This is a genomic window from Micrococcaceae bacterium Sec5.8 (assembly GCA_039636775.1).
Classification (GTDB): domain Bacteria; phylum Actinomycetota; class Actinomycetes; order Actinomycetales; family Micrococcaceae; genus Arthrobacter.
This window is the reverse complement of record CP143429.1, coordinates 2,184,952-2,197,608: the sequence shown is the minus strand read 5'-3', so window position 1 is coordinate 2,197,608 and position 12,657 is coordinate 2,184,952. Positions and strand designations below refer to the sequence as shown.

The following is a 12,657-nucleotide window of genomic DNA, read 5'->3' as shown; positions in this document are numbered from 1 at the left end:
GTGAACGACACGGCCGTACCCGGCGGGTACCCCCACGGCGTTAAACTCGGCGTCGACGTCGGCACCGTCCGGGTGGGCGTGGCAGTGTGCGACCGTGACGGCATTCTCGCCACGCCCTTGCGCACCCTGGATCGGAATGCGAAGAAGAACTCGGACGTGCGGATCCTCGCGGCCCTGGCCGAGGAAATTGGCGCCGTGGAGATCATTGTAGGGTTGCCCCGGACGCTGAAGGGGGAGGAGCACGCCTCGGCGCGGATGGCCACGGATTATGCGCAATTACTGGCAAGGAGATTACGGGAGATCGGCGCCGAGGTTCCGGTGCGGCTGGTGGACGAGCGGCTCAGTACGGTTTCCGCCCACCGGCACCTGCACGAGGCTGGCATGAGCAGCCGGAACCACCGTAAAGTGGTTGATCAGGTTGCCGCCGCAGGTATCCTGCAACACGCGATCGATATGCAAAAGGCCAGGGGGACGGAGATTGGAATCCGCGTCTACGCGGATGCCACGCCGGGGTCAACCGGGAATGGCGCACAGGCCGTCCCGGTACTAAACGAGCATTCTGCGTCACGCATTGTGCCCAAAATGGAAGGCTAACGTGAGCCCGGTCAACAGTGACGACTCCTCCGGCGATGCATTCGACGACGCCGGACGGGCGCTGACGCGCAAGGAGCCCGGGGCCCAGGAAACGCGCCGCGGCGCTGACGGCCACGCCGCTGAAGGTTCCGACGCTGAGAGCAATGACTCTCTCCAGCCGGCGCAGCCCGGGACCGGGGCGGATGCCCCTGCTGCCGGTGCGCCGGATCTGCCCCCGGCGGACCCCACGGTGCACGAAGTGCCCGCAGAAAGCCACGCCGGGCACCCGGACGACTCCTACGCGCATGATGACCAGGCCATCCACGCCGGGTACGACGCCGGGTACCCCCTTGATGAACACCCCGCGGACGGCCACCCGCTTGATGAACTCCCGCATGATGAACACCCAGAGGAAGACGGCCGCGTTGTACTGGCCGAAGGTGCCGCTATCCGAACGTCCAAGAGCCCGTCCAGCAAGGTCCGCCGCAGGCGCCGTGTCTTGGCCTTGTTGCTGACCCTGATCGTTTTTGTGGTGGCAGTCGCTGTCGGTGCGCAGTTCCTCAAGCCCTTACTGGGCGGGGACACCGTAGCTGATTATCCCGGCCCCGGAACCGGTGAAGTGCTCATCACCGTTCCGCCGGGCTCCGGGCCGAAGTCCGTGGCCACGGAGCTGCAGGCGAAGAAGGTTGTAGCCAACGCCGACTCCTTCCTCAAAGAGTTCCTGGCCTCCGGCGGGGCGCTGGCCCCCGGGGACTTCACCATGCGCAACGAAATGAAGAATTCCGACGCCGTCGCGGTGCTGCTGAACAAGGACCAGGAAAAGGTCATGTACGTTGCCCTCAGCGCCGGCCTGCGCATCGGGGAATCGCTGCAGGCCATCTCCGAGGGCACCGGCGTGCCGGCGTCCGATCTGAAGGCACTCAACGAATCGCCCGCGCAATTCGGCGTCCCCGCCAAGGCCAAGAACCTCGAGGGCTTCCTGGCCCCGGGCGAGTACCGGTTCCCGCTGGGCACACCCGCCAAGGACGTCCTGCAAAAGCTCGTCGCCACCACGCTGGACGAGCTGAAGTCCCAGGGCGTCACCGATCCGGCAAAACAATACGACGCCGTCACCGTTGCCAGCATTGTCCAGGCCGAGGGCGGCCAGGCGGAATACGGCGATGTGGCCGGCGCCATTTACAACCGCCTCAAGCCGGACAACACCGAGACGATCGGCCTGATCCAGTCTGACGCGACGGTAACCTACGGGCTTGGCATTAAGAGCTTCCATATCGACGAAGCGCAGAAAGCTGACAAGTCCAACCCGTATAACACCTACGCAAACCCCGGTCTGCCGGTAGGACCCATCGGTTCGCCGGGCAAGACTGCGATCGACGCGGCCGCCAACCCCAAGGTGAACGATTACCTGTACTGGGTGACCATCAACCTGGACACCAAGGAGACCCTGTTCTCCAAGACCCTCGCGGAGCACAACACGAATGTGGCCAAGTACAACGCGTGGTGTGAGGCGAACGCCGGCCGCTGCGTATGATGCCCCGGGCAGCCGTGCTCGGGCACCCGATCAGCCACTCCAAGTCCCCGGCCCTGCACCGTGCAGCCTACGATTTTCTCGGCGTGGCGCTGGATTACGCGGCGGTCGACGTGACCGAGGACGCCCTGCCGGCCTTCCTGGCCCGGGTCCGGAACGACCTCCGGCAAGGGAATACTTGGCGCGGCCTGTCGGTGACCATGCCGCTGAAGTCCGCGGTGGTCCGGGAACTCGATGAGGTGCGCGGGGTGGCCCGCGACCTCGGCGTCGTGAACACTGTGGCGTTCGAAGCCACCGGCGCGGAAACCGGCCCCGTCCGCCTGGTCGGCTACAACACCGACGTCGCCGGAATCGTCAACGCCCTCCGCCACGCCGGCGCCGCTTCCGCGCCCACTGCCGTCGTCCTGGGCGGCGGCGGTACGTCCGCCGCCGCCATCGCCGCGCTGAAGATCCTGGGTGCGCCGGCAGTTGACGTTTTCGTCCGCGATGTCAGCCGTGCGGCGGAGGCCCGGGCGGCTGCCGCCGCCGTCGGCCTCCCGGTCCGGGTTCTTCCAATGGCGGGCGTCGCAGTGGCAGCAGCCGGGGCCGACGTCGTAATATCCACCCTTCCGCCGCGGGCAGCGGACCCGCTGGCCGCAGACCTGGCGCAGGCGTTCGCGAACCGCGCGGGCGACACCGCCGCGGAAACCGCACAGGCCCGGCCCGGGGTTCTGCTGGACGTCGCCTACGACCCGTGGCCCAGCCGGATCGCGTCCGCCTGGCAGGAGGCCGGCGGCGCCGTCGTGCCCGGGCTCGAGATGCTCATTTACCAGGCCGTGGAACAAGTCCGGCACTTCACCGGCCTCGGGGACACCATGCCCCCGGAGGTCATAGATGTGATGTGTGACGCAGTCGGTGCGCCCCGACGGGTGTTCTAACCGTCTTACATGGCAGGATGGATTTTATGCTGCGTTGGTTGACTGCCGGAGAATCCCATGGGCCGGCCCTGGTCGGAATTATTGAAGGCGTGCCCGCCGGTGTTGAGCTCACCAGCGCGCAAATCGCCGATTCGCTGGCCCGCCGGCGGCTCGGCTACGGCCGCGGAGCGAGGATGAAATTCGAACAGGATGCCGTCACGATCCTCGGCGGTGTCCGCCACGGAACCACCCAGGGCGGCCCGGTCGCCATCCAGGTGGGCAACACCGAATGGCCCAAGTGGGAGCAGATCATGTCTGCTGACCCGGTGGACCCGGACATTCTCGCCGACCAGGCCCGCAATGCGCCGCTGACCCGGCCCCGGCCCGGCCACGCTGACTTCACCGGCATGCAGAAATACGGCTTTGACGAAGCCCGGCCCGTGCTGGAGCGCGCCAGCGCCCGGGAGACGGCGACCAGGGTGGCCCTTGGCACCGTTGCCTCCGCCTTCCTTGGACAGCTCGGCATCGAGCTCGTCTCCCACACCGTGTCGATTGCCAGCACCTCGGTGCCCGAAGGCCGGCCGCTGCCGGTTCCCGGCGACGTCCTGGCCCTCGACTCGGACCCGCTGCGCTGCTTTGACCGGGAAACCTCCGACGCCATGGTTGCCGAGGTCGATGCCGCGCACAAAGAAGGCGAAACCCTCGGCGGAGTCGTCGAGGTCCTCGCCTACGGACTTCCACCGGGGCTGGGCAGCTACGTCCACTGGGACCGCCGCCTCGACTCACGGCTGGCGGCCGCCCTGATGGGCATCCAGGCCATCAAGGGAGTCGAGGTGGGCGATGGGTTCCTCACTGCGTCGCGCCGCGGGTCGGCCGCCCATGACGAAATCGTCAAGGACGCCGACGGCAGAATTATCCGCACGTCCAACCGCGCCGGCGGCATCGAAGGCGGCATGAGCATCGGTGATGTCCTGCGCGTCCGCGCCGCCATGAAGCCGATCGCCACGGTGCCCCGGGCCCTGCGCACCATCGATGTCAGCACCGGCGAGGCCGCCAAAGCCCACCACCAGCGCTCGGACGTCTGTGCGGTGCCCGCAGCCGGCGTCGTGGCCGAGGCCATGGTGGCCCTGGTCCTGGCCGAGGCGGTCACCGAAAAGTTCGGCGGCGATTCCGTGCAGGAAACCGCCCGCAACATCAAGGGTTACCTGGACAACATTCCGGCGTCCCTGGACTCGATCGGGCAGTAGTGCCAGCCGACATGCCGGCCCCGCCGGACAGGACGGGTGCCCGGCCCATCGCACTGATCGGACCCATGGCCGTCGGGAAGTCCGCCATCGGACGCCAGCTTGCGCAGCAACTGGGAGCCTCGTTCGTGGACACCGACGTCGTGGTGGTCGCCGCCCACGGCTCCATCGCCGACATTTTTGCCAGCCGTGGTGAGTGCACGTTCCGTGAACTTGAGGCCAGGGCCGTCGCCCGGGCCGTCGAAGACGCACTCGGCTCCACCACGGTGATCTCCCTTGGCGGGGGCGCCGTGCTGGACTCCGGCACACAGCAATTGCTGGAGCACTGTACCGTGGTCTACCTTGAATGCGATGCGGACACCGTGGCGGAGCGCATTGCCAGGAACGCCAGCCGCCCCTTGCTGGCAGGGGACGCCATGGAGCGTTGGAAGACGTTGCTCGCCACCCGGCGGCCGGTCTATGAGCGGCTCGCCGACGTGGTGCTGGACGTGCGGAGCGGGTCCGTTCCGGACATCGCGCACCGGCTGGAAGATGCGCTGCGCGGGTACGCCGCTGCGGAAACCGCAGCCGGACCCGCTGCGGCGGCGACAAAGGAAGTTGAAAAGTGATCACCGAATCAACCGTTATCAGCGTCACCGGGCAGAGTGTTGCCGAGAATTACGACGTCGTGGTGGGCCGCGGCCTGCTGGCGCGCCTCCCGGGACTGCTGGGGGAGCGGGTCAAACGCGTCCTCGTCATTCACCCGCGGGCGCTGCGCCTCACCGGCGACACGGTCCGGGAGGAGCTCGCCTCGGCCGGATTCACGGCCCTCACAGCGGAGATCCCGGACGCGGAAGAAGGCAAGCACATTGAGGTGGCGTCCTTCTGCTGGCAGGTGCTGGGCCAGAACGACTTCACCCGCTCCGACGCCGTCGTCGCAGTCGGCGGCGGGGCAGTCACGGACCTGGCCGGCTTCGTGGCTGCGACATGGCTGCGCGGGGTCAAAGTCATCCACATGCCCACCTCCCTGCTGGGGATGGTGGACGCGGCCGTCGGCGGCAAGACCGGCATCAACACCGCCGAAGGCAAGAACCTCGTGGGCGCCTTCCACCCGCCCGCCGGTGTCCTCGCGGACCTCGACACCCTCGAGACCCTGCCCAGGAACGAGATGATCTCCGGCATGGCCGAGGTCATCAAGTGCGGCTTCATCGCCGACCCGGCCATCCTCGACCTGCTCGAAAAAGACCCGGCCGCCGTCACGGATCCCCGCTCGGACGCTGTGCGGGAGCTCATCGAACGGGCCATCACCGTCAAGGCGCGGGTGGTCTCCGAGGACTTGAAGGAAACCGGCCAGCGCGAAATCCTCAACTACGGCCACACCCTCGGCCACGCAATCGAACTTGCCGAGCGGTACTCGTGGCGCCACGGCGCCGCCGTCTCCGTCGGCATGATGTTCGCCGCGGAACTGGCGCGCAGTGTCGGCCGGCTCACCGACGCCGACGCCGACCGGCACCGCAGCATCCTGGAAAGCCTCGGGTTGCCCATCACCTACCGGCGCGACCGGTGGCAGGCGCTGCTTGACGGCATGCGCCGGGACAAGAAGTCCCGCGGCGACCTGTTGCGTTTCGTGGTGCTCGACGGCGTCGCCCGCCCCGGCATCCTCGACGTTCCGGACACCTCGCTGCTGTTCGCCGCCTACCAGGAGATCGCCTCCTGATGGCCCCGGTCCCAGGCGGCACCAATGATTGGCCGGACGCCGGATATCCCGGCATCAAGATCAATCCGGAGAGCCTCGTGCCGCAGATCGTCAACGCGGACGCTGTCGCCACCGCGCTGGCAGCCTCGACCGACCCCGGTGACCTGATCCTTGTCCGCCTCGTCGAAGGCCATCCCGCTGAAGCCGCCGAGCTGCTCGCCGAAGCCCGCTACAGCGATCCCTCTTCCCTGCGCCTGCGCATCTTCGAAGCCGACGTCCTGCGGGTCTCCCACCGGCTCGACCGGGCCGTTGAGCTGTTCCGCCAACTGCTGGCAGAAACACGCGGGACACCGGACGAGGCCGTCATCCGCCTGCACCTCGGCCAGTCCTATTTCGCCAGCGGCAACCCGGGCGCCGCCGTCGAAAATTTCACAAAAGCCCTGGACCTCCGCGTGGCCGGTTCAGCCGACGCGGCTCTGATTTACGCCGCCACGGTGGCGCTGCAGCGGGCGCGCGACGTCCTGGAGCGCGACGCCTGAAACGATCCGGCCGGGCCCCGGCCCGGTGCGTTGGGGCCCGTCCGGCAGCGGAACGCCAAAACCGGTAGAATGGTTCTTGGATTTTTGATAAACACGCGCTGGCGGGCCCGACGGCATGCCTGCCTGGCATAAGCGGCTGGTGGCTAGAACCAGTCAACCTAGAAATTAAGAGGGAATTGTGGCAACCACTAACGACATCAAGAACGGAACCGTCCTGAAGCTGGAAGGCCAGCTTTGGAACATCATTGAGTTCCAGCACGTCAAGCCCGGCAAGGGTGGAGCGTTCGTGCGCACCAAGATGCGCAACGTGATGTCCGGCAAGGTCGTCGACAAGACCTTCAACGCCGGACTTAAGATCGAGACCGCCACGGTGGACCGCCGTGACTACCAGTACCTGTACCAGGACGGCGCCGACTTCGTCTTCATGGACACGTCCGACTTCGACCAGCTCACCGTGTCCGGTGCCACCGTCGGTGACGCTACCAACTTCATGCTCGAAAACCAGATGGTCAACATCGCCATCCACGAGGGCAACCCGCTCTACATCGAACTGCCCCCGAGCGTCGTCCTCGAAATCACCTACACCGAGCCGGGTCTGCAGGGTGACCGCTCCTCCGCCGGCACCAAGCCCGCCACGCTCGAAACCGGTTACGAAATCCAGGTGCCGCTGTTCGTCGAGAACAACACCAAGGTCAAGGTGGATACCCGTGACGGCAGCTACCTTGGCAGGGTCAACGACTAGTGAGTGCACGCGGTAAAGCCCGCAACCGGGCCCTGGATGTTCTCTTCGAAGCGGAGCAGCGCTCAGTGTCGGCGTTCGATGTACTGAAGTCCCGCCGGGAGGTGACCGACCAAATCATTAATCCCTACACCCTCGACATCGTCGAAGGAGTTCTCTCCCACCAGGTGGCCATCGATGAATTCCTCGAAACCTACTCGCAGGGCTGGACACTGGAGCGGATGCCGTCGGTGGACCGCATCATCCTGCGCATCGGCACCTGGGAGTTGCTCTACAACGACGACGTCCCCGACGGCGTTGCTGTCAGCGAGGCCGTGGCGCTGGCCAAGACCCTCTCCACAGACGAGTCCCCGCAGTTCATCAACGGACTGTTGGGCCGGCTCCAGCAGCTGAAACCCTCGCTGCTCGCCTGACCCGGCACGCTCCACAAGAACCCCGCCCAGGTGCCCTGGGCGGGGTTCTTGCGTTCGCAGGGAACCTGTGTTGCAGGCTCCATCCGCCGGGATCAGCCGAGGACGGCGGCCCGGAGTCCGCTGATCCCGGCGAGCTGGTGCTGCTCGTCGAGCTGATGCGCCGGGACGTCGCGGCCGCTGAGGATCCGCTGACGCGTGAAGGCGAGGTCGGTGGCGGCGCGGAGCAGGGCTTTCATCTGTGGGCCGCGGCCGATGGACCTGGCCCAGCGCAGGCCCGCCCGCCGGCCGCCGGCGGTGGCCAGCATGTCCACCTCCGCGGCGGTGAACCAGCCCGCCGCCGCGTACTCCTTAAGCCGCTGGCGGGTCAGCCGCTGCTCCGCCACCCGCAGCAGCACAATAAGCACCACCGCCAGCAGGAAGATGGGGACCTGGACCAACAAGTACTGTGCCAGGAAGTTCCGGCCCATGCTGTTCCAGCCGCTGTGCAGCAACATCGCGGGAACGAGGCCGACGACGAACGCGAGAAGCATCAGGCCGGTGCTCCCGCGGCGCGCGGCGAAGCCCAGGATGAGTCCGGTGGTACCCGTGAAAAGAGCGTGCGCGAAGGGGGACATGACCCCGCGCAGGAAGAACACCACCGCGAGGTCCGCCCCGGGGTCGCTGGACACAGCGATCGCCCGGCCAAAGTAGAGGATGTTCTCGGTGAACGCAAAACCGGCCGCGATCGTGAAGGCAAACACCACCCCGTCCACCGGCCCGTCGAAGTGTTTCCGGGCGAAGAGCAAGAGCAGCAGCAGGCCCAGTGACTTGGCGAACTCCTCCACCACCGGCGCCTGGACTGTCACGGCAAACGTCGTGGAGTCCAGCCCCGACGCGGGACCGGCGATCAGCGAGAAGTAGGGTTGAAGCAGGATCGTCACGGCGATGGACACCACCGCTCCCCAGACAAAGGCGAACAGCAGCAGGGGCTTGGGCTCAGGCTCCCACCGGTCAATGAAGCGCACTGTCAGCAGCACGGTGGCCAGCGGAACCAGCGAAGCGACAAAGCCGATAACAAAGCCGGACCCGCCGGTGCTGCCCAGCAGGAAGGGCAGCACCAGGAACAGGCTAATAAACGCGAGGAAGCCGCCGCCCACCACAAGCCCCACGACGCCGGCGGACCCGCCCCGGCGCTGGACCGGCGGAAGGGCCGGCGTCACGGCGGAGGGGCGCATCGGTTGGAACGGACCACCGTCGGGGGCCGGAGCCTGCCGGTAGTCCTCCGGCTGGACGTGACCCAGCCACGTCGGGTTCGCCTGCTGGGGCAGCGGCCGCCGGCCGCCGGGGGAGTATCCGGGGTGGTTCTGCCCGGGCCGCGGCTCATTCGTGGTCATGGGTTTGAGCCTATGTCCCCGTGAGGCTAAACGCATGCCGGCGGGCAGGGCCGCAGGTGTCGCTGTGGTATTTTGGGACCGCAAACAATCCTTTTTTAATTCCGTCCCGTGAGGCGGGGAAAGGGGAGACGAGCGTTGACTTCTGCTCCAGAAGCACCGGTTCCGGCCAAGGTTGTACTCACCCGTGTAGTACTGAACCAGGCGGACATCGACCGTGCACTCACTCGTATCGCCCATGAAATTCTCGAGTCCAACAAGGGCTCCCGGGACCTGGTCCTGCTGGGTATTCCGCGGCGCGGGTACCCCCTCGCCGTCCGGCTCGCAGCCAAGATTGCCGCCGCCGACCCCGCCGTGGATCCCGCCGCGATCGTCGGTCAGCTGGATGTGACCATGTTCCGCGACGACCTTTCCCACCAGGCGACGCGGCCGCCGTACCCCACCCTTCTGCCCCGCACGGGCATCGATAACAAGGTGGTGGTGCTGATCGACGACGTCCTGTATTCCGGCCGCACCATCCGGGCCGCCCTCGATGCCATCATCGACCTCGGCCGTCCGCGGATCGTCCGGCTGGCAGTGCTGATCGACCGCGGCCACCGCGAACTGCCTATCCGCGCCGACCACGTCGGAAAGAACCTCCCCACCTCCTCCGCCGAGAAAGTCCGGGTCCGGCTGGCCGAGACCGACGTGATCGACGGCGCCCCCGTCAACGAAGTGGTCATCGAGGCCACCGCGTGAGGCACCTGCTCTCCACCGAAGACCTGAGCCGGTCCAACGCCATCCGCATCCTCGACACCGCCGAGGAAATGGCGGCCGTGGGCGAGCGTGAGGTTAAGAAACTTCCCACCCTGCGCGGCCGGACCGTCGTCAACCTCTTTTTCGAGGACTCCACGCGCACCCGCATTTCCTTTGAAGCCGCCGCGAAGCGGCTGTCCGCCGACGTCATCAACTTCGCTGCGAAGGGATCCTCCGTCTCCAAGGGCGAGTCCCTCAAGGACACCGCCCAGACGCTGTCCGCGATGGGGGCGGACGCCGTCGTCATCCGGCACTGGGCCTCCGGCGCCCCGCACCGGCTCGCGGCGACGGACTGGATCGACGCCGCCGTCATCAACGCCGGCGACGGCACCCACGAACACCCCACCCAGGCACTGCTGGACGCCTTCACCATGCGCCGGCACTGGTCCAGGCTGTCAGGCATCCCCTCGGCCGGGGCAGACCTTACAGGCATGCGGGTCGCGATCGCCGGTGATGTGCTGCACTCCCGGGTGGCGCGCTCCAACGTGTGGCTGCTGCGCACCCTCGGCGCCGAGGTCACCCTGGTCGCCCCGCCGACGCTGCTGCCGATCGGCGTTGAACAGTGGCCGTGCACCGTCAGCTACGACCTCGACCTGACCCTCGCCCGCGGCGTCGATGCGATGATGATGCTCCGCGTCCAGGGCGAACGGATGAACGCCTCGTACTTCCCCACCACCCGCGAGTACTCCCGCCGCTGGGGCTTCGATGACAACCGGCTCCGCGCGCTGGACAGCCTGGGCCTGAAGGACACCATTATCCTGCACCCCGGGCCGATGAACCGCGGCCTGGAAATTTCCTCCAACGCGGCCGACTCGCCCCGCTCCACGGTCCTCGCGCAGGTCCGCAACGGTGTGTCCATCCGGATGGCGGCCCTGTACCTGCTGCTCTCCGGCGACACCCGCGAAGCGGCTTCGACCTCCCATGCCCCCTCCGCAGAGCACACCTCCGCCCACGCCACCAAGGAGAGCCACTAATGGCACCACAGCACCAGGACGCAACCGCCGGCGCCTATCTGATCCGCGGCGCCGCCATCCTCGGCGGAGCCCCCGAAGATCTCCTGATCCGCGACGGGATCATCACCGAACGGGGCCGGAACCTCGACGCCGGCAATGCCACAGTCCTTGAGGCGGCCGGACTGGTGGCCCTGCCCGGCATGGTGGACATCCACACCCACCTGCGCGAACCCGGCCGCGAGGACGCCGAAACGGTGGAGACCGGCACCCGTGCCGCGGCCCTGGGCGGCTACACAGCAGTGCACGCGATGGCCAACAGCACCCCGGTCGCGGACACCGCCGGCGTCGTCGAGCAGGTCCTCACGCTGGGCCGCGCCGCCGGCTGGGTGGACGTCCGCCCGGTGGGTGCCGTCACTGTGGGCCTCGCGGGGGAGCAGCTCGCCGAACTCGGCGCGATGGCGGACTCCCGCGCCCGGGTCCGGGTCTTCTCCGACGACGGCGTCTGCGTCAGCGACCCCGTCCTGATGCGCCGCGCCCTCGAATACGTCAAGGCGTTCGACGGCGTCGTTGCCCAGCACGCGCAGGAACCGCGGCTGACCGCCGGCGCGCAGATGAACGAAGGCGTGGTCTCCGCCGTCCTCGGCCTCACCGGCTGGCCCGCCGTCGCCGAGGAAAGCATCATTGCCCGGGACGTGCTGCTCGCCCAGCACGTCGACTCCCGCCTCCACGTCTGCCACGTCTCCACCGCCGGGTCCGTGGAGATCATCCGCTGGGCGAAATCCCGGGGTGTCAACGTCACCGCCGAGGTCACGCCGCACCACCTCTGGCTCACGGACGAGCTCGCCCGCAGCTACGACCCGGTCTACAAGGTCAACCCGCCGCTGCGCACCGAGGCCGATGTCCAGGCCCTGCGGGCAGCGCTGGCGGACGGCACCATCGACGTCGTCGGCACCGACCACGCCCCGCACCCCAGCGAGCACAAGGAATGCGAATGGGCGCAGGCCGCGATGGGCATGACCGGACTCGAAACCGCGCTGTCCGTGGTGCAGCACACCATGATTGAAACCGGTCTGATGGGCTGGGCCGACTTCGCCCGGGTAACCTCCGCCGCGCCGGCCGCGATTGGCAGGCTCACCGACCAAGGCCGCCCGCTGACTCCCGGCGAACCCGCCAACGTCATACTCGTGGACCCGGCTGCGCGCTGGACCGTGGACCCTTCTAAGATGGCAACCATGGGCCGTAACTCACCGTTTGCCGGCCGGGAACTTCCCGGCAAGGTGGTGGCGACGTTCTTCAGGGGCCACCCGACCGTTCTCAACGGTGCACTTAACACCCCCTACCGGTGGCTCCCGGAGGCCACAGACCTGCCCGGCGCCGCAACGGCGGGGTCCCACTGATGGTCAAGGAACTCTCCCTGCTCCTGGTCCTGGTCCTTGTCGGCGCCGCGTTGTTGCTGATCTGGTTCGGCTGGCGGAACCGCTTGCGCCGGCAGGCCGACGTCGACCCGCTCCCGGAGGTTCCGGCGGAACTGGGCGCGGCGCTGGCAGTCGCCGACGGCCAGTACGTCGCCACCACCACCGCCGGTGACTGGCTGGACCGCATCGCGGTCCACAACCTGGGGTTGCGCACCAACGCCGAACTCAGCATCTATCCCCAGGGCGTGCTGTTCGACCGTTCCGGCGCCGGACCGGTTTTCATTCCGGCCGCCCGCCTCACGGGGGTGCGGCGGGAAAGCGGCATGGCCGGCAAATTCGTCGAGAAGGACGGGCTGCTGGTGATCAGCTGGGTGCTGGGCACCCGCGAATTCGATTCCGGCTTCCGCACCCGCCACGCCAGCGATAACACCCCCCTCCTCACCACCCTGCAAAATTTGATCCCCGCGGCCCCCCAGGCCAATGCCGAAAGTGGAAAGTAACTTACGTGACGGACTCC

At 67.5% G+C, this 12,657-nt stretch carries 14 protein-coding genes; 13 read left to right on the top strand and 1 reads right to left on the bottom strand.

Features of this window, described 5'->3' with window-relative positions:
• The 9 genes from ruvX (at position 1) to nusB (ending at position 7,607) form a co-directional block, all read left to right on the top strand.
• On the top strand, positions 1 to 594 hold the full coding sequence (gene ruvX, locus VUN84_10080) for a Holliday junction resolvase RuvX (protein ID XAS62691.1): 594 nt from the start codon (positions 1 to 3) through the stop codon (positions 592 to 594).
• Position 595: 1 nt separating this feature from the next.
• Positions 596 to 2,104, top strand: coding sequence for an endolytic transglycosylase MltG (mltG, locus tag VUN84_10075; GenBank protein ID XAS62690.1), 1,509 nt, complete (start codon positions 596 to 598; stop codon positions 2,102 to 2,104).
• Positions 2,101 to 3,018, top strand: a complete 918-nt coding sequence (locus VUN84_10070; protein ID XAS62689.1) for a shikimate dehydrogenase — start codon at positions 2,101 to 2,103, stop codon at positions 3,016 to 3,018. The genes mltG and VUN84_10070 overlap by 4 nt, the downstream gene beginning before the upstream one ends.
• A 26-nt stretch (positions 3,019 to 3,044) precedes the next feature.
• Positions 3,045 to 4,244 carry a chorismate synthase gene (gene aroC / locus VUN84_10065; protein ID XAS62688.1) on the top strand — a complete coding sequence of 400 codons (1,200 nt, stop codon included), beginning with the start codon at positions 3,045 to 3,047 and terminating at the stop codon, positions 4,242 to 4,244.
• A gap of 11 nt (positions 4,245 to 4,255) precedes the next feature.
• On the top strand, positions 4,256 to 4,849 hold the full coding sequence (locus VUN84_10060) for a shikimate kinase (protein XAS62687.1): 594 nt from the start codon (positions 4,256 to 4,258) through the stop codon (positions 4,847 to 4,849).
• Positions 4,846 to 5,937: a 3-dehydroquinate synthase gene (gene aroB, locus VUN84_10055; protein XAS62686.1), complete on the top strand. Its 1,092-nt coding sequence runs from the start codon at positions 4,846 to 4,848 to the stop codon at positions 5,935 to 5,937. Before VUN84_10060 ends, aroB begins: the two co-directional genes overlap by 4 nt.
• Positions 5,937 to 6,455, top strand: a complete 519-nt coding sequence (locus VUN84_10050) for a tetratricopeptide repeat protein (protein XAS62685.1) — start codon at positions 5,937 to 5,939, stop codon at positions 6,453 to 6,455. Before aroB ends, VUN84_10050 begins: the two co-directional genes overlap by 1 nt.
• A 178-nt stretch (positions 6,456 to 6,633) precedes the next feature.
• On the top strand, positions 6,634 to 7,197 hold the full coding sequence (efp, locus tag VUN84_10045) for an elongation factor P (protein XAS62684.1): 564 nt from the start codon (positions 6,634 to 6,636) through the stop codon (positions 7,195 to 7,197).
• Positions 7,197 to 7,607, top strand: coding sequence for a transcription antitermination factor NusB (nusB, locus tag VUN84_10040; GenBank protein ID XAS62683.1), 411 nt, complete (start codon positions 7,197 to 7,199; stop codon positions 7,605 to 7,607). The genes efp and nusB overlap by 1 nt, the downstream gene beginning before the upstream one ends.
• A 92-nt stretch (positions 7,608 to 7,699) precedes the next feature.
• Here nusB and VUN84_10035 read toward each other — a convergent pair whose 3' ends face one another.
• Positions 7,700 to 8,980 (bottom strand): PrsW family intramembrane metalloprotease, encoded by a 1,281-nt coding sequence (locus VUN84_10035; GenBank protein XAS62682.1) that lies wholly within the window; start codon positions 8,978 to 8,980, stop codon positions 7,700 to 7,702.
• Between the two features lie 135 nt (positions 8,981 to 9,115).
• Between VUN84_10035 and pyrR the strand changes: the two genes are divergently transcribed.
• The 4 genes from pyrR to VUN84_10015 are packed head-to-tail and all read left to right on the top strand — an operon-like array spanning position 9,116 to position 12,640.
• A complete protein-coding gene (gene pyrR, locus VUN84_10030) occupies positions 9,116 to 9,715 on the top strand; it encodes a bifunctional pyr operon transcriptional regulator/uracil phosphoribosyltransferase PyrR (GenBank protein ID XAS62681.1) in 600 nt (199 codons plus the stop codon).
• Positions 9,712 to 10,746: an aspartate carbamoyltransferase catalytic subunit gene (locus VUN84_10025; protein XAS62680.1), complete on the top strand. Its 1,035-nt coding sequence runs from the start codon at positions 9,712 to 9,714 to the stop codon at positions 10,744 to 10,746. Before pyrR ends, VUN84_10025 begins: the two co-directional genes overlap by 4 nt.
• Positions 10,746 to 12,122, top strand: coding sequence for a dihydroorotase (locus VUN84_10020; protein ID XAS62679.1), 1,377 nt, complete (start codon positions 10,746 to 10,748; stop codon positions 12,120 to 12,122). Before VUN84_10025 ends, VUN84_10020 begins: the two co-directional genes overlap by 1 nt.
• Positions 12,122 to 12,640 (top strand): hypothetical protein, encoded by a 519-nt coding sequence (locus VUN84_10015; protein ID XAS62678.1) that lies wholly within the window; start codon positions 12,122 to 12,124, stop codon positions 12,638 to 12,640. The genes VUN84_10020 and VUN84_10015 overlap by 1 nt, the downstream gene beginning before the upstream one ends.
• Positions 12,641 to 12,657 lie beyond the last annotated feature (17 nt).

What these genes read in the sequence shown, in the direction of transcription:
- VUN84_10020 (XAS62679.1), top strand. Translation starts at nt 10,746, where the DNA reads ATGGCACCACAGCACCAGGACGCAACCGCCGGCGCCTATCTGATCCGC.
- VUN84_10050 (XAS62685.1), top strand. Translation starts at nt 5,937, where the DNA reads ATGGCCCCGGTCCCAGGCGGCACCAATGATTGGCCGGACGCCGGATAT.
- VUN84_10035 (XAS62682.1), bottom strand. Translation starts at nt 8,980, where the DNA reads ATGACCACGAATGAGCCGCGGCCCGGGCAGAACCACCCCGGATACTCC.
- VUN84_10070 (XAS62689.1), top strand. Translation starts at nt 2,101, where the DNA reads ATGATGCCCCGGGCAGCCGTGCTCGGGCACCCGATCAGCCACTCCAAG.
- VUN84_10060 (XAS62687.1), top strand. Translation starts at nt 4,256, where the DNA reads ATGCCGGCCCCGCCGGACAGGACGGGTGCCCGGCCCATCGCACTGATC.
- VUN84_10015 (XAS62678.1), top strand. Translation starts at nt 12,122, where the DNA reads ATGGTCAAGGAACTCTCCCTGCTCCTGGTCCTGGTCCTTGTCGGCGCC.
- aroC (XAS62688.1), top strand. Translation starts at nt 3,045, where the DNA reads ATGCTGCGTTGGTTGACTGCCGGAGAATCCCATGGGCCGGCCCTGGTC.